Origin of the sequence: Rhodoferax sp., from assembly GCF_030653815.1 — a bacterium.
Classification (GTDB): Bacteria; Pseudomonadota; Gammaproteobacteria; order Burkholderiales; family Burkholderiaceae_C; genus Rhodoferax.
This window is the reverse complement of the sequence record NZ_JAURYQ010000029.1, coordinates 47,665-64,463: the sequence shown is the minus strand read 5'-3', so window position 1 is coordinate 64,463 and position 16,799 is coordinate 47,665. Positions and strand designations below refer to the sequence as shown.

Here is a 16,799-nt window from a genome sequence, read left to right as displayed (position 1 = left end):
ATGGTTGACTTTGCGGGTCAGACCACTCGCGAAGCGACGTGCTCTGACCCCAACTGATTAAAACCGCGCTTCCAGCCGGGCTTTCAGAAAGCCGCCAGTGCCGTAGCGCGTCACGCGGCTGTAAAAACGGCGCTTGAGTTGCTGCACCATGGCGGAGTAGGCGTCGATCAGCGCCGGTGCAATGGTGAAGCTGTCGTAGTTCACCACCACGGCCACGCGTTCTTTCAGGGGTGCCAACAGCGCCGTGATCTGGGCTTCGATGGTGTTGACATCGTTGATGTCGTCCACCGCCAGCCCCTCGAAGTTGATGAACAGCAGCCGGTGCGCGGCATCGAGCTCCAGCCGCTCGGCCAGCGGCGTGGCCAGCAGGCGCTGGCGCAGGCCCATGGCCTGGTCGGCGAACAGGGCCGCGTCCATCACCTTGAGTTGCGGGCTGATTTGCGGGCGGAAGTCCATGTGTGCCAGCACATCGCGCTGCAAATCGACGCCGGGTGCCAACTCGATCAGTTCCAGCGCCGGGGCTTCAGGGGTACCGGCGAGCTGGAACACACAGCGCTCGGTCACGTACAGCACGCGCTGGCCGCGCCGGCGCGATTCGCGCGCACTGAAGGTTCGGTGATCCACCTGCCGGACAAACTTGCGCTGGGTGCCTTCGCTGTCAATGTGCAGGCGGCCGTCCTTGATGCCGAGCTGCAGGTCGCCGGCGGTGAAGGTGCCGACAAAGACGACGGTCTTGGCGTTCTGGCTGATGTTGATGAAGCCGCCGGCGCCCGCCAGTTTGGGGCCAAATTTGCTCACGTTGAGGTTGCCCTCGGCATCGGCCTGGGCCAGCCCGAGCACGGCCACGTCGAGTCCGCCGCCGTCGTAAAAGTCAAACTGGCTGGGTTGATCGATCACAGCCTGGGCGTTGATGGCCGCGCCAAAGCTCATGCCACCCGCTGGTATGCCGCCAATCACGCCGGGCTCGGCGGTCAGGGTCAACAGGTCGAATACGCTTTCTTCGGCGGCCACGGTGGCCACGCCCTCGGGCATGCCGATCCCCAGGTTGACCACGTTGTTGGGTTTGAGCTCCAGCGCAGCACGCCGGGCAATGACCTTGCGCTCGGTCAGCGCCATGGGCGATATCAGGTCCATGGGCACGCGGATCTCGCCCGAATAGGCCGGGTTGTAGGCCTCGGAAAAAGTTTGCATGTGGTGCGCGGGGTCGGTGGCCAGCACCACTGCGTCGACCAGCACGCCCGGCACCTTGACGCTGCGCGGGTGCAGGGTGTTGCGCTCGGCCAGCCGCTCCACCTGGGCAATCACAATGCCGCCGCTGTTGCGCGCCGCCATGGCAATCGCCAGTGCCTCCAGTGTGAGGGCTTCGCGCTCCATGCTCAGGTTGCCGTCGGGGTCGGCGGTGGTGGCGCGGATGATGCCGACATGAATGGGGAAGGCCTTGTAGAACAGGTAATCCCGGCCGTCAATCGCCATGCGCTGCACGATGTCGGTTGTGGTCACGGCGTTGAGCTTGCCGCCGCCGTGCACGGGATCGACAAAAGTGTCGATCCCGACATGGGTGAGCGTGCCCGGCTTGCCGGCGGCAATGTCCCGAAACAGGTGGGTGATGACGCCCTGGGGCAGGTTGTAGGCTTCGATTTTGTTATCAATCGCCATCTGTTGCAGCGTGGGCACCAGTCCCCAATGGCCGCCGATGACGCGGCGCACCAGACCGTCATGGCCGAAGTGGTTCAGGCCGCGGGTCTGGCCGTCGCCCTGACCGGCCGCATAAACCAGCGTCAGACTTCGCGGCGCACCCTGTCCGGTTTCCTCGCGCGTCTGGACAAAGCGCGCCTCCAGCGCCACGGCAATTTCTTCGGCAAATCCGATGCCGACAAAGCCACCGGTGGCCACCGTGTCGCCGTCATGGATCAGGCGCACCGCCTCGGCGGCGCTGACCACCTTGTTGCGACGCGCGCCGGTGACTTGCTGCTCGTTGAACTGGGTGTGCATGGCTTGTCTCCTCAAGGCACGATTCTTATTTGTGCCACGCAATCATCGCGGCATCTGCCCGGCAGTCTAAACCCGTTGGCTCATGCCTTCCCGCCTTTTTGTCCAAGCACCTTGGCCAAATAACGCCCGGTGTGGCTGGCCGGGTTGGCGGCTAAAGCTTCAGGCGTGCCCACACCCACCACGGTGCCGCCGCCGCTGCCGCCCTCGGGACCCATGTCGATCAGCCAGTCGGCGGTTTTGATCACGTCCAGATTGTGCTCGATCACCACGATGGTGTTGCCCGCGTCGCGCAACTGGTGCAAGACTTTCAGCAGCAAGTCGATGTCGGCAAAGTGCAGGCCGGTGGTGGGCTCGTCCAGAATGTAGAGCGTTCGCCCGGTATCGCGCTTGCTGAGTTCCAGCGCCAGCTTGACGCGCTGGGCTTCGCCGCCCGACAAGGTGGTGGCCGCCTGCCCGAGGCGGATGTAACTCAGGCCAACGTCCAGCAGGGTGTGCAGCTTGCGCTCGATGGTGGGCACCGCCTTGAAGAACTCATGCGCGACATCGACCGTGAGGTCCAGGATTTGGGCAATGTTCTTGCCCTTGTACAGCACTTCCAGGGTTTCGCGGTTGTAGCGCTTGCCCGCGCAGACATCGCAGGGCACGTACACGTCCGGCAAAAAGTGCATCTCGACCTTGACCATGCCGTCACCTTCGCAGGCTTCGCAGCGGCCACCGGCCACGTTGAAGCTGAAGCGTCCCGGACCGTAACCGCGCTCGCGCGCGGTCGGCACCTCGGCCATGAGTTCGCGGATCGGGGTGAACAGGCCGGTGTAGGTGGCCGGGTTGGAGCGCGGCGTGCGACCAATGGGCGACTGGTCGACGTTGATGACCTTGTCGAAGTACTCGATGCCCTCGATCGCACTGTGTTCTGCCGCTTCGTCATGGGCGCGGTACAGGGTGCGCGCCACGGCTTTGTACAGGGTGTCATTCACCAGCGTCGATTTGCCCGAGCCCGACACGCCGGTGACACAGGTCAGCAGGCCCACCGGAAAAGCGACATCGACCTGTTTCAGGTTGTGGCCACTGGCGCCGATCACCTTGAGCGCCTGCAACTCGCCCAGGGTGGCGTTGTGCTGCGCCTCGCGCTCAGCACGCTTCAGCGCGGCCGGGCTGGGTGCAAAGCGGCTGGTCTTGCCTTTGTTGAACGGCACCGGGGCTTGCGTGGGCAGCCAGGCGGTGCGGTGTTTGGGAACGGCAATACAACGCGCGCCGCTCAGGTACTGGCCGGTGAGCGAACCGGGCGTGGCCTTGACCTGGTCAAAGTTGCCCTGCGCCATCACGCGCCCGCCGTGCAGGCCGGCACCGGGACCCATGTCGATGATGTGGTCGGCGGCGCGCATCATGTCTTCGTCGTGCTCGACCACCAGCACGCTGTTGCCAATGTCGCGCAGGTGTTTCAGGGTGTCGATCAGGCGGTCGTTGTCGCGCTGGTGCAGTCCGATGCTGGGCTCATCCAGCACATACATGACGCCGGTGAGGCCGGAACCAATCTGGCTGGCCAGCCGGATGCGCTGCGCTTCGCCGCCGCTCAGGGTCTCGGCGCTGCGGTCCAGGCTCAGGTAGGTCAGGCCGACGTCGTTCAAAAACTTCAGGCGCAGGCTGATCTCGCGCACCACTTTGGCGGCAATGTCGCCCTTGGCACCGTGCATGATGAGCGTTTTGAAGTAGGCCAAACAGTCGGCCAGCGTGTAGTGGCTGAGCTCGAAAATCGCCCGCGCTTGCGCACCTTCTCCAATGCGGACATGGCGCGCCTCGCGCTTGAGGCGGCTGCCCGCGCAGTCCGGGCAGGGCTGGATGCTGCGCAAGCGCGCCAGGTCCTCGCGCACCACGTTGGAATCGGTCTCGCGGTAACGCCGCTGCATGTTGGGAATGATGCCCTCGAACGGGTGTTTCTTGCTGAGCTTTTTGCCGCTCGACAGCCCTGAGTCCATGACGTAGCTGAACTTGATTTCCTCGTCGTCCGAGCCTTGGAGAACCGCCTGTTGCACGGTGGTGGGCAGGGACTCGAACGGCTGCTCGATGTCGAACTTGTAGTGCGCGGCCAGGCTCTCCAGCATGGCAAAGTAATAGGCATTGCGCCGGTCCCAGCCCTTGATGGCGCCACTGGCCAGGCTCAGGGAGGGGAACGCGACCACGCGCGCCGGGTCAAAAAACTCCTGCAAGCCCAGACCGTCACAGCTGGGGCAGGCGCCGACCGGTGAGTTGAACGAGAACAGGCGCGGCTCGAGTTCGGCGATCGAGTAGCTGCACACCGGGCAGGCAAACTTGGCATTGAACAGGTGCTCTGCCGCACTGTCCATTTCCAGCGCAATGGCGCGCCCGCTGGCCACCCGCAACGCCGCCTCGAAGCTCTCGGCCAGGCGCTGTTTCAGGTTGTCATGGTCGCTGCGGTCGGCGCTCGGGTCGGCATCCGCATGGCGCACCTTGACGCGGTCAATGACCACGTCGATGTCGTGCTTCTCGGTTTTCTTGAGCGCCGGCAGCTGGTCGAACTCATAGGTTTTTCCGTTGACCCGAAAACGCACATAGCCTTGCGCCTGCATGTCGGCAAAGACGTCCAGGAACTCGCCCTTTTTCTCGCGTGCCATCGGCGCCAGGATCATCAGCCGGGTATCCACCGGCAGGGCCAGCACGGCGTCCACCATCTGGCTCACCGTTTGCGACTGCAGGGGCTGCTGGTGTTCGGGGCAGTAGGGCGTGCCCGCGCGGGCGAACAGCAGGCGCAGGTAGTCGTGAATTTCGGTCACCGTGCCCACGGTCGAGCGCGGGTTGTGGCTGGTGGCTTTTTGCTCGATCGAGATCGCTGGCGACAGGCCTTCAATCACATCCACATCAGGCTTGTCCATCAATTGCAAAAACTGCCGGGCATAGGTCGACAGGCTTTCCACATAACGGCGCTGGCCTTCGGCATACAGCGTGTCAAAGGCCAGGCTGGACTTGCCCGAACCCGACAGCCCGGTGATCACCACCAGCTGGTTGCGTGGAATGTCGAGGTCGATGTTTTTCAGGTTGTGGGTGCGCGCGCCACGGATGCTGATGCTCTGCGCTTGCAGGGCTGCGCCCAGGTATTTGCCATCTGTGGCATGGGTCAGGGTGCCGACGTCGGAAGTGTTCAAGGTGGAGAGACTCAAAAATTACGGTAAAAATGCACCGGACAACCCACCATGATAGCCAGTGGCAGCGTTCGGCTGGCCCAGGCCGGTCGGGCAATTGCCCGGAATCAGGGACAATGCAGCGCTTGTAGCCCATCCGGGTTGAGCTTGAGATGTCGGAGAAGCCTTTGTCAGATATGAACGCGCCACTGGTGTCTGCCAGCGCCAAAACCGGGACCGCCATGACGGCGCTGGAATTGCGCGCCAGTTCTTCATTGGCGTCCATCTTTGCCCTGCGCATGTTGGGCCTGTTCCTGATTTTGCCGGTGTTTGCCATCGAGGCGGCGCGCTACCCGGGCGGCGACGACGCCGCCATGGTCGGGTTGACCATGGGTGTTTACGGTTTGACGCAGGCCATGTTGCAGTTCTTGTATGGCCTGGCCTCTGACCGGGTCGGTCGCAAACCCGTGATCATTTTTGGCCTATTGGTGTTTGCCGCTGGTAGTTTGCTGGCAGCCTGGGCGCCGTCGCTCACCTGGCTGGCCATTGGCCGGGCGGTGCAAGGGGCTGGTGCGGTGTCGGCTGCCGTCACGGCCTTGCTGGCCGACCAGACGCGCGACGTGGTGCGCACCAAGTCGATGGCGATGGTCGGGGCCAGCATCGGCCTGATGTTCGCCTTGTCGCTGGTGGCGGCGCCGGTGTTGGCAGGCTGGATCGGGCTGGTGGGTATTTTTGCCCTGACCGGGGTGCTGGCTTTGCTGGGCGTGGCCGCGGTGATCTGGTGGGTGCCGGCCGAGCCCTTGCAGCACAAGGACCAGCCGCGCGGCCGCGTGGCCGACGTGCTGCATTCGACGGCACTGCTGCGGCTGAATTTTGGTGTTTTTGTGCTGCACGCGGTGCAACTGGCCATGTGGCTGGCCCTGCCGGCCATGCTGGTGCAGGCCGGTTTGGCGCATGAAGACCATTGGCAGGTGTACTTGCCTGCGGTGCTGGGCTCGTTTGTGGTGATGGGTGGCAGCCTGTTTCAGCTGGAAAAAAGGGGTTATTTGCGCGCTGTATTTTTGACCTCGATTGGTTTGACGGCCCTGGTGCAATTTGGACTTTGGTGGCAGGTGGACTCCATGCCCAGCCTGGCACTGCTGGGCGGCCTGCTGTTTGTCTTTTTTTATGGCTTCAATGTGTTGGAGGCCAGCCAGCCCAGCATCGTGTCGCGTCTGGCGCCCCAAGCTAGCCGGGGCGCAGCCATTGGGGTCTACAACACGCTGCAGTCGCTCGGCTTCTTTGCCGGTGGCATGGGCGGCGGTTGGCTCATGAAGCAGGGCGGCGCCAGTAACTTGTTTGCGGTCTGTGCTGGTTTGATGGTTTTGTGGCTGGTGGTGGCCTGGCCGATGCAGGCGCCGGCGGCGCGCGGCCATTGAAATCCGGCAAAAGGCGGCTAAACTGAAATATTCAAAGGAGCAGGCATGGCCTCAGTCAATAAAGTAATTCTTGTCGGCAACCTCGGACGCGATCCGGAGGTGCGCACCTTTCCCAATGGCGACCGCGTGGCCAATGTCACCATTGCCACCACGGACAAGTGGAAGGACAAACAAAGCAACGAAATGCGCGAAGCCACCGAATGGCACCGCATTGTTTTCAATGGCCGCCTGGCGGAAATTGTCGAGCAGTACCTGCGCAAGGGTGCCCAGATTTATGTGGAGGGCAGCCTGCGCACGCGCAAATGGACCGACAAGGACGGCATCGAGAAATACACCACCGAAATCCGCGCCGACCAGATGCAAATGCTGGGCAGCCGCGAGGGCAGGGGTGAGCCCAGCCATGGTGACGATGATGGTGGCTATGGTCGTGCGGCACCTGTTGGCCGTCCAGCGGCTGCGCCTGCGCGCGCGGCAGCTTCCGCAGCGCCAGCGGCCCGCCCGCCGAGCGGTTTTGATGACATGGATGACGACATTCCCTTCTGACCAGTACGTTTTTAGAAAACGTTGATTAAAAACAAGAAAGGCCCGTAAATACGGGCCTTTCTGCATTCTTAATCAAAATAAGTGTTGATTATAATTTCTTAGTGTGTATACTTGTTTTTCTGTTGATAAAAAGATGGGGAGATAAGCAGCATGGGAAAACTGAATCACTTGATATTTGCGCAGGGGGAGAGATACCCCATGGTGTTGGATGCCGATGGGATGCCAGACTTCTGGATCACGCTTTATGTGACTGAAGAGCTGCGGACCTCCTTAATGCAGACCACGATTGTGAACTCCATTCGTCACATCCTCCATTTGAGGTTGTGGGAGCAACTCAATGAGCGTGACTTAATTTTGGAGGCCAGTCAGGGTCAATTTTTGTCCGATGCGGACGTTTATTCACTCCGGGACCATTGCTTACTAAGCACACGCGATTTAAGAGCATGGAGCCTGCTCAAGAGCAAAAAAAACGTGGCGAAATTGTCCGCAAGCAATCCCTCCAGCATTCGACATCTTGATTCAGTATCAAAACTGCATGCTGCCAATCGTTTGGCCGAGATTGCCAAATTCCTGAGTTTCACAGCCAGTGCACTGCTACGACGGAGGCCCAATTTCACATCGATCGTGCCAGCTATCAACGACATGAAGAAGTTGATACTCGCTCAAAAACCAGAAGGTCAAGGAAACAAAGGGATGGCATATGACCCTGACTCGAAAGCGCCTCCGCCAGAAGTGTTTGAGAAATTCATGAGTGTGGTCAGGGTGGACTCACCAGACAACCCCTACAAAAATATTGCTGTGAGAACGCGCAATGCTCTGATGTTCGACATTTTGTATGAAACAGGGATGCGATCAGGTGAAGTTCTCGCACTCAGAGTCGGCGACGTGGATTTCAACGCAGGCAAGATAAGCATCTTGCGGCGCCATGATGATCTACTTGATCCCAGAAAACTACAGCCCGTAGCCAAAACTTTGGCGCGGAATCTTGATATTCCCATCGATCTGGCTAGGCGAATCCGTGCCTACGTAATGGAAATTCGCTCACAAGTGGTCACGGCCAAGTCCCCCCCATTATTGTTCGTAACACTGAAGCGGGGGCGGTATCAAGGACAGCCGATCTCTGATACCGCGTTCCGAAATCGCATTCTGGGTCCTGTAATTTCTACCAATTCCGAAATGTTTGAGGAGATCACTCGACACGGATTTCGTCACAACCATAACTATCGGTTTTCGAAAAATGTTGATGACAACAATGCACTTTCAAAAATCAATCCGGCTGTGGCGTCAATTGGCAAAAAAGCCGAGAGCGATGCGCGAATGCTTCAATATGGCTGGTCATCAGAACAAACAGCACAAACATACAACGTCCGGCATACACGTGAAATAGTAAAAAAAGTAATGCGAGCGGACGGAGAAGAATTGGCGACGCATTTGAAGAAGGGAAAGAAAAAACATGAGTAACGCTTCAAAACTGAGTTCCGAATCCCCATTCGGTCATGCACAGGTAGCGGAATGGAGAACCTCAAAGATGGGTTACAAGTTTGACCGGCGATCTGATATTTGGAGACTTGACGGGTCAAAGACCATCAATCTTGGTCGTATGAGAGATTTGAACGGCACAACCGCAGAAGGGCTGAGAAATGCGCTTTGTCGGTATGCCGAGGAACTCGCGGCTCCAACCACCGAAATGGCGCTTGGCTACTTCAATATGTACTGTGATCACGGCAGAGCTAGATCCGTCACAGTTGCTGACTTATCTAATTGGCGAGCCTCACTAGACCGCGAAAATGAGTACAAGTTAGGTGCTTTGAAGAGCTTTCTGATTGCTTGGAACGAATGGGGGTTTCCGGGCGTTGAAAGTGATATCGTCAAGTATCTAGATGAGCTATCGTTAAGAGGTAATGTGAAAGGTAAGGCTGTTAAACGTGCCTGCCCGTACTCTGGACCTTTGTCACAGATTGAGCTTGGAGCCTTGCTTGAATGGGCGTCAAACGCCTTTGCAGAGGATATCCTTGACTTGACCCAGTATGCCTACTTCCTGACATTGGTTTTTACTGGGCGACGTTCTGTACAAATTCGCTCATTGCGATCAGGTGATCTCAGCTTTCGTGAAGACGCCAACGGCCATGACTACATCATCAGATTCCCACGAGCGAAACAGCAACACAGTGGTTTTCGTAAGGACTTTAATCCGTTGTCCGTGACAGAGGATCCGTACTTGGTGCTCGACAATCAAGCAAGGGCCTCCCAGGAGTATGTTGAACGTGCGCTTGGAAAAAAGCTGCCATCCGCGATACGAAAAAAAATACCGGTGTTCTTGGCGAATGATCGAGTTGATTCACTCAAAGACATCCAAGACCTGGAGAAACGGCTGGATGAAACACCCGATTTTTTGCACATGACGAACTTACAAGCAGCCGATGTTCTGCATCACGTCTCTGTTAAAAACATGGCACGTTCCGAGCGAACTGGTGAGTTCATCAACTTCACCTCACGCCGCTTTCGTTACACAAAAGGCACGAATCTGGCGCGCCGCGGCATAACCGGTGTTGCCCTCGCACATGCACTGGATCACACCGACACTCAAAACATTGATGTTTACACCGCAAATACTGAGGAAATGGCAGCTCAAATTGACCTCATCATGGCTCCATTCTTGGCGCCGCTTGCACAAGCCTTTGCCGGTGTCCTCATCGACTCAGAGCGTGACGCACTCCGTGCAAAAGATCCCCACAGTCGAGTAAAAAATAGCCGCTCAAAAGCGATCGGCAACTGTGGGACGCATGCTTTTTGTGCTTCCGGTTACAGGGCTTGCTATACATGTTGTAACTTTCAGCCTTGGCGCGATGCCCCACATGAGGACGTACTTCAGGAGATACAAGAGGAGCGAAGTCGTCAAGCTGAATTGGGGATTTCCCCAAATGTAATTCAGTCAACTGATCGGCTGTTGCTTGCAGTACAGCAAGTAGTGCTGCTCTGCAAAGACGCACAAGCAAAGCAATCCACGGGGGACAAGCATGTCTGAAGTCATTTTCTTCCAACCCCGTGCCGATCTTGATGCCAAACGAAACTTGGCGGACTTCATAAATCATTGTCGTGTCAACCTAACGCTTTATGAAGATCAGGGCGGTTTCACAGTTAACAAATGGTACTTTAAAAGTGCTGACCGATCCTATGCAATGGCATTCTCCAAGTACAGTGAAAAAAATAATCCATATTTAATTAACCCGCTGGATGAGCCCTTTCTGACCTTTGCAAAGGCTCATGTGCGATATACCCAAAGTCTTGGTGAGATAAAGAGCGTTGGGAGCAATATGGTCGTTTTGCGGCTTTTACACGACGCTCTGCTGATAATCCATGATCAAGTGGACATCCTTAAAACAGATGGTCTGGTGCTACAGAAAGTCAGGGAATTGGTCGACCTGCGTTATTCAACTTCTGATAAGCGCTATCAGTTTGGACAGAAGTTGGAGCAACTTTACGGATTTTTGCGGGACAAGGGCTTTGTACCGACATTGCCAGTATGGGTCAACCCATGGCGTCGCGGGAAATCAAAAGCGGAAAGAACAGACTCGGAATCACGTAAGTGGCAAGAAACAAGATGCCCTAGCTTGCATCAAATGATAGCGATTGCGGATTGCTTTTCCAGAGCAACGACAAGAGAAGATCAGTATTGGTCTAGTGTGCTGACCTTTTTGATGTTCGCTCCATCAAGGGGTGGTGAGTTGGGGTCTCTAACTATCGACTGCCTGCACCACGCGGATGGCGGCGCACTGGGCGTACGGTGGTACGGTGAAAAGGGCTTCGGCGATACGATCAAGTGGGTTCCCGAAGTGATGCGCCCGACGGTAATAGAAGCGCATGATCGATTGCTCAAAATCGGTGAATTCGCACGCACTGCCGCTAAATTCGCACATGACAACCCCGGTATCTTTTATCGTCACGAAAGTTGCATCACTCCGCCAGGTTTTCCAGAAGATCATGCGTTGTCTGCACTAGCATTTGCAAAAGCCATGAACTTTAGCGGTGCAAAAATCGATTTGCTTGAGGCTGGTGGCGCAAAACGTGAAGATGATGTGCGATGGAGCGTGTTTGACAATTCGAAATGGATTCGGCAACTTCGAACGGATGGAAATCCGACCTACCGACGATTAGCCAAGTTCATCAATGATAAATATCAAGGGCAGGATTGGCCTCTGATGTCGCGCGTTGGCCGTCCCGTTTCGGAGGCACTACTTCTAGTGCGTGATCGTGAATTTCATAATGACTTTGAGCCCTATGCCTTTAGTTGGACTCTTCCAAGCGTTGATCAGATTAACGGCCAGTTAACATCCAGACGCGATGTCAAAAATCCAATCAAAAGCATATTTCAACGCTTCGAAATCGTCGACGAAGATGGGACCGACATTGAATTGACATCGCACCAACTGCGGGTGTGGTTGTCCACCAATGCAGAGCGGGGCGGCATGGACAGTTGGCAGCTCGCGAAATGGGCTGGTCGTGCGCGCATTGAGGACAATCGTCATTACGATCTGCGCACTCAAAGTGAACGCGAGGAACAGTTGCGAGCAATTGTGTTGTTCACCGAAAGACCAACCGCGTTGGAAGCAATAAAAGTCAATTTGCCGGTCTCATATCAAGACTTAGGGTTGAATCGCTTTGGAATTGCTGATGTGACCGAGTACGGCATGTGCACACATGATTACGCGATGTCCCCGTGCGCAAAAGCTGGTGAGTGCATGACTTGCAAAGAGCACGTTTGCATTAAAGGAATGCCCAAGACGCTCGACGCGATTAAACGCCTTGAAGAACGAGTGGCTTCTCAATTTGAGAAGGCGCAGGCAGATGCATTGGAAGGCGCCTTTGGTGCTGATCGTTGGGCAACACACCTTGGCTGGAAACTTGCGCATATTCGCACTCAGCGCCAGTTGTTGGAATCTGATGAAACTCCGGTGGGAGCAATTCTGTGGATTCCGCCAGAACATGACCCAAGCCCCATCAGAAGAGCTTTAGAACAAAAAAAATTCAAAGTGAAGCCAGACACGGTTGGGCTTATTGATGCACCAACGGTGATCGCTTTTATGGGGATGACTGATGCCTAAAACAATCATCACCGAAAAAACATTGCCAGTTGCATTACATGAGATCGATCAGTGGTCTGGCAAGCTGACGTGGGAGCTATATGCAGCACGGCTGGCCTCCGTCCTTGGAGAGGAGCGCATAAGTCGATACACCCTAATGTCCTATCCTCCCTTGGTTCAGGCGTTCAATGCAAAGAAAGATGTCTTACGGGATGCAATCCAGAATGTTCGCGATAGTGACAGTGACTTCACTTTGGATTTTGCGAAGGAGCAGATTGCCACTCTCGAATCGAAGTTGGCGCGTCTTGAAACTCAGCTCAATCTGTTTCGAGAGCAGTTTGTGCGATGGCAACACAACCTCTACATGATGCCAGGCGTTGACATGGAAAAACTCAATGCCCAACTGGATAAGCCATTGCCTGGCATCAGACGACAATGACAAAAGGTAAAAATGGTCAGCAGAAGGCCACGGAAAACGTCGCATCAGTGGCGGTGTGGATCGCGGAGCGAAACCGTCTCAGGGACTGGCATGAGTACGCCTACAACAATCGAATCAATCGCCGAGTGATTGCCGAAGAACTCAGCTTCGCAAAGTCTGTTTGCACACAAAACAGTGCTGTCAGAAAGCTTCTTGATGACGCTGACGCTCAATGGTTCAATAACGAAGTGATTGACAAGGCTGCACATGATGCAGCCCGTGAACGGGCGCAAATCCAATCAAGTCGAGTGACGTCTGACAACAGCATTTTGTTAAAGCGCCTTGCCGAGCTGGAAGCTGAAAACCAGCGAATGAGGCAAGAGATCAAGGCTTTTAAGAAGCAGCAAGCGCTGGTACTTGATGGCGTTCCTGGATTCAAGTTATGAATGCAACACCATCTCCTGTGCGTCTGGTACGTCCAGACAAAGTTGCGAGCAACATCGTCCATTTGCGGCAGGTCGTACAGGTAAGAAAATGTCGCGCATGGGGATATGCAACTGTTGATTTGGTGAACAAGGATGGCTCCGTCACGAGCCGCGATAAGACTCTTGTCGTCAAATTTCCGGAGCATGCACTGGAAGTGGCAACGGAAGGGTCTTTGTGGGAAGTTTCAGGTAAAGAGTACCTCAAGAAGTTTTCAGTCAACGGATTTGTCGTCAATGAGTACACGATTGATGCCGATGAAATCAAGTTTTTGCGTCCTTCGGGAAAGATACTGGCGCGCTGGTTGAGTAGCAATATCAAGGGCATTGGTTCAGTGATTGCCAAAAGATTGGTGCGTGTCAGGAACTTGAACGATCTCATTGAGAGTCGTGACAATGATGCGCTGCTAGAAATCGCGGGCATGTCCGAAGAGCGTGTACAGCGCCTGTTTGAACAGTGGCCGGCTCCCAATTTGTACAAAACGATCGAATGGCTTGAAGAACAGCAATTGCCTCTGAACTTGGGTAACAAGCTTGTTGGAATCTTTGGAGCTGACGCGATTGAGAAAGTTAAATCGCACCCATTCCTTCTTATGGCGATGGGAGTTTCATTTCAAAAGACCATGGTGGTCGCGAGCGATTTGAAGCTGTCCATGACTGATAACTGTGTAATGGCCGGCGTGGCTTTGCACGTCGCCGTCAGGCATTCAGCTGAAACTGGATCGACGGTCATTGATGCCAAAAATCTTGTACGGCTGTGCTCAGATGTCATGAAGTCAACCGCGCCGGTGACCATAGGCGACATTGCTGCGGAGGAAGGCTTACTGGTTAAGGTTGGAAATGCCTATCAGGTGTACGGAAAAGCAGTGATGGAGTCAGTCGTGGCTTAGTTCCTCGTTGATGCATACAAGCGGCGCCCAGGTGATCATGCGCTCCTGGCGGCATGGGAAAAGGACATGAACAGGCCCTCCGTTGAAACTGCGTTGATCGACTACGAATCGTCCCTTGGGTTTACCTTGACTGATGAGCAGCGGGATGCCGTTGTTGGTGCAGTGATGGCACCAGTTTGTTGCATCTCGGGCGGAGCAGGGACTGGAAAAACAACCATCTTGAAGGCGATTCTTGGCGTTTACGATGCAATCGCTGACGGTATTCCCTGTTACCAAGTGGCTCTTTCGGGTCGTGCTGCACAAAAGATGGCTATGAGCACAGGCGGGGCGGCACAGACCATTGCAAAGCTCATTGCCAATCATCTCGGTGAAAAAAAGCCGGATCTTCCAACGCATTTGCTGCTCGTTATTGACGAGGCTTCGATGGTCGACTTGCTGTCAATGTACAGACTGGTTTCCATGTTGCCCATGGCAACGCGCATTCTGTTTGTAGGGGACACTTCGCAGCTCCCACCAGTGGGCGACGGTCTTGTTTTTCATGCGCTCGTGGACACGCCGATACAGTTCTTTAACCTCTCGCAAGTGAAGCGCCAGAGTGATCAAAGTGGCATACACAAGTTCGCCACGTCAATCCGAAATTCAGAACTTGAGATGCCGAACCAAACGCAGAGCACCCTCGCAGAAAGCGATGATTGCTCGATTGAAGCAAACTCGAACATGCCAAGGTTAATTGGTCTGTGGAAAGAGGCTGGCGGCATTGGCAACATTGTTTTGTCACCAGTAAGGAAGGGGCTCTTGGGCGTGGAGAACATAAACACCCAGTTGCAGCAGGCCGTTGGACTGGATCGTCAGGCGTTGTACTACAGGGATGAAATGCGGGGCTGGATACCCTGGATAACCCCGAGCGGTGCGCGTCTACTGGAAGGCGATCCTGTGCTCGTGGTGGCCAACAACTATGAAGAGGATGCAGATCTGAGAAACGGTGATCTTGGCATCATCACCGAGGTGTTTCAAAAGGCAGACGAACAATCAGGGGCCGTCGGCGTCATGGAGGTCAATGACGCGGCAATCTTTATCACGCCTGGAATTTTAATGAAGCTCCAACTCGGATATGCGGTAACCATTCACAAATCTCAGGGATCGCAGTGGGCGACTTGCTTTGTTATGTTGCCGACCGAGGCTTCCAGGATGATCGATCAGACGTTGATCTACACGGCTGTAACTCGTCCGACAGATCGGCTGGTTTTGTTTGGTGATGAGGCCGTGGTCGTGCAGGCTGTCAGGCGCGGTTCGATCGCGCTGGAACGACGAACCTGCTTGCGGGAGAGAATATTAACTGCTGAAAATTTGCAGTGATGCCCATCACTTTCGGAAGCAGAAGGAAGGTGGGTGAGTTGGGCGCACGTACCTGCAAGAGCGTCAGACAGACCAGCATATTTAGCCGTGAAAAAACAGTCTATTCACAAGTTGGCCGAAAGTTGTTTTTCAGCCCAGTTTCATGCTTCTTCAGCCCGAAACTTTCTTCGATTTTCTAATTTTCACAAGAAAACCCCAGGGTCATTTGGTAGTCTTCATCATCTGACAACGTCGGAATCCAGGTGCCAGTGACAGCAGCAACAAGGCTGGCGGCACGGTCCATCGTCTTGTTGGCGTCCTCGGAAACCACACCTTTATAGCTTGTGCTCTGTGCAGAGACGATGTGTCGCATATTCCGTTCTTTACAGGTTGATTCGGCTGAGAAAAGTGCTGATTTCAGGGCTTCGTCTCTCGATGGTCCGCTGGTAATAACTTGATATTTACCACCAGATTGCGGGATGATGTTTCCCATTTTTGGGGATGCCGCACACCCGCTTAGAACTGCAACGCCTGCCAAACAGACAACTAAAAATTTATGCATTTTTTACTCCCATTTTGATGGCTGATAATAGCAGTACAGGATAGCTTGATTTGCCCATCTTTCTCCATGAGTAGCCAAAAAAAGGGATTAGAAAATGATGTTGCGTACCGTTGTTTTTTTCTGCTTTTTGGTTGGACTTACACCTGTTTTTGCTCTGGGACCTGTGCCCTTTGAAGAGCTTTTTTATAAAGGTCGAGCCGTGGCCTTTTATGGAGAAACCGACACACCCAAGCACGCGCAAGTCCTTCAATTATTCAAAAGCTCAAAATTGGCAGAGCGAATGGCCCAGTTGACGCAAGGAACCATCAGACTTCGGACAAATTTGAACATTGGCTTTGAATCATGCGGGAAGCCGAATGCTTTCTTTGACTCTAATCGAGCAGCGATCGTTTTTTGCGTGGAGATGATTGAACTAATGATGGAACAAGCACGTGGCGACACTGAAGTCGCGGCGAAATGGAATCGTGAGCAATTCGCGCGTACGTTCGATGGTGTGATCTGGGGTATTTTTTTGCATGAGCTTGGGCACGCAGTCATTAGTCTTAATCGCATAGCGATAACAGGACGGGAAGAGGATGTTGCAGACCAATTCGCCGTTTACTATGCAATAAATTTTCTTGAACCAAGGAACATATCAGTCGTGCTTCCGACGATCTGGTTCTTCAACCGCTTGGCCAAGAGCAGCGTCATCGACGCAGAAAATACTGAGCATGTGAAGATGTTGATGGCTGATGAGCACAGCTTAAACGATCAGCGCATTTACAACTTGGCCTGTTGGGCAATAGGTGGAAAATCCAAGTGGGGTACTTTTGCAGCAGATTACGTTGGACTTCCTCAAGAACGTGGCGATCGCTGCGCGGCGGAATATGCAAAGTTGGACTACGGCATAAAAAGCCGTTTTAAGAAGTATTTTTTACCCCGTTAACCGGCAGGCCTACCAGCTT

13 protein-coding genes are annotated in these 16,799 nt (G+C 54.9%); 10 read left to right on the top strand and 3 right to left on the bottom strand.

Annotated elements, in window-relative coordinates:
- Positions 1-57 precede the first annotated feature (57 nt).
- On the bottom strand, positions 58-1,992 hold the full coding sequence (locus Q7U49_RS10130; protein ID WP_304764145.1) for an acyl CoA:acetate/3-ketoacid CoA transferase: 1,935 nt from the start codon (positions 1,990-1,992) through the stop codon (positions 58-60).
- 80 nt (positions 1,993-2,072) lie between these two features.
- Positions 2,073-5,150, bottom strand: coding sequence for an excinuclease ABC subunit UvrA (uvrA, locus tag Q7U49_RS10125; RefSeq protein WP_370653992.1), 3,078 nt, complete (start codon positions 5,148-5,150; stop codon positions 2,073-2,075).
- Between the two features lie 218 nt (positions 5,151-5,368).
- Here uvrA and Q7U49_RS10120 point away from each other — a divergent pair, with 218 nt between their 5' ends.
- The 9 genes from Q7U49_RS10120 (at position 5,369) to Q7U49_RS10080 (ending at position 15,314) form a co-directional block, all read left to right on the top strand.
- The gene (locus Q7U49_RS10120) at positions 5,369-6,544 is read left to right on the top strand and encodes an MFS transporter (RefSeq protein WP_304764193.1); all 1,176 of its coding nucleotides are present in this window, start codon (positions 5,369-5,371) and stop codon (positions 6,542-6,544) included.
- 45 nt (positions 6,545-6,589) lie between these two features.
- Entirely contained in the window at positions 6,590-7,087 is a 498-nt protein-coding gene (ssb, locus tag Q7U49_RS10115; protein WP_304764144.1) for a single-stranded DNA-binding protein, read from the top strand.
- Between the two features lie 150 nt (positions 7,088-7,237).
- Positions 7,238-8,548 carry a site-specific integrase gene (locus Q7U49_RS10110; protein ID WP_304764143.1) on the top strand — a complete coding sequence of 437 codons (1,311 nt, stop codon included), beginning with the start codon at positions 7,238-7,240 and terminating at the stop codon, positions 8,546-8,548.
- Positions 8,541-10,112, top strand: a complete 1,572-nt coding sequence (locus Q7U49_RS10105; RefSeq protein WP_304764142.1) for a site-specific integrase — start codon at positions 8,541-8,543, stop codon at positions 10,110-10,112. The genes Q7U49_RS10110 and Q7U49_RS10105 overlap by 8 nt, the downstream gene beginning before the upstream one ends.
- Positions 10,105-12,189, top strand: a complete 2,085-nt coding sequence (locus tag Q7U49_RS10100) for a hypothetical protein (RefSeq protein ID WP_304764141.1) — start codon at positions 10,105-10,107, stop codon at positions 12,187-12,189. The genes Q7U49_RS10105 and Q7U49_RS10100 overlap by 8 nt, the downstream gene beginning before the upstream one ends.
- The gene (locus tag Q7U49_RS10095) at positions 12,182-12,607 is read left to right on the top strand and encodes a hypothetical protein (RefSeq protein WP_304764140.1); all 426 of its coding nucleotides are present in this window, start codon (positions 12,182-12,184) and stop codon (positions 12,605-12,607) included. Before Q7U49_RS10100 ends, Q7U49_RS10095 begins: the two co-directional genes overlap by 8 nt.
- Complete coding sequence (locus Q7U49_RS10090; protein ID WP_304764139.1) at positions 12,604-13,032, top strand: hypothetical protein; 429 nt, start codon at positions 12,604-12,606, stop codon at positions 13,030-13,032. The genes Q7U49_RS10095 and Q7U49_RS10090 overlap by 4 nt, the downstream gene beginning before the upstream one ends.
- On the top strand, positions 13,029-13,958 hold the full coding sequence (locus tag Q7U49_RS10085) for a helix-hairpin-helix domain-containing protein (protein ID WP_304764138.1): 930 nt from the start codon (positions 13,029-13,031) through the stop codon (positions 13,956-13,958). Before Q7U49_RS10090 ends, Q7U49_RS10085 begins: the two co-directional genes overlap by 4 nt.
- A gap of 66 nt (positions 13,959-14,024) precedes the next feature.
- Positions 14,025-15,314 carry an ATP-dependent RecD-like DNA helicase gene (locus Q7U49_RS10080; RefSeq protein WP_304764137.1) on the top strand — a complete coding sequence of 430 codons (1,290 nt, stop codon included), beginning with the start codon at positions 14,025-14,027 and terminating at the stop codon, positions 15,312-15,314.
- A gap of 175 nt (positions 15,315-15,489) precedes the next feature.
- Here the strand turns inward: Q7U49_RS10080 and Q7U49_RS10075 are convergent, their stop codons facing one another.
- Entirely contained in the window at positions 15,490-15,855 is a 366-nt protein-coding gene (locus tag Q7U49_RS10075) for a hypothetical protein (RefSeq protein ID WP_304764136.1), read from the bottom strand.
- A gap of 94 nt (positions 15,856-15,949) precedes the next feature.
- Here Q7U49_RS10075 and Q7U49_RS10070 point away from each other — a divergent pair, with 94 nt between their 5' ends.
- Entirely contained in the window at positions 15,950-16,780 is an 831-nt protein-coding gene (locus Q7U49_RS10070) for a DUF4344 domain-containing metallopeptidase (RefSeq protein WP_304764135.1), read from the top strand.
- Positions 16,781-16,799 lie beyond the last annotated feature (19 nt).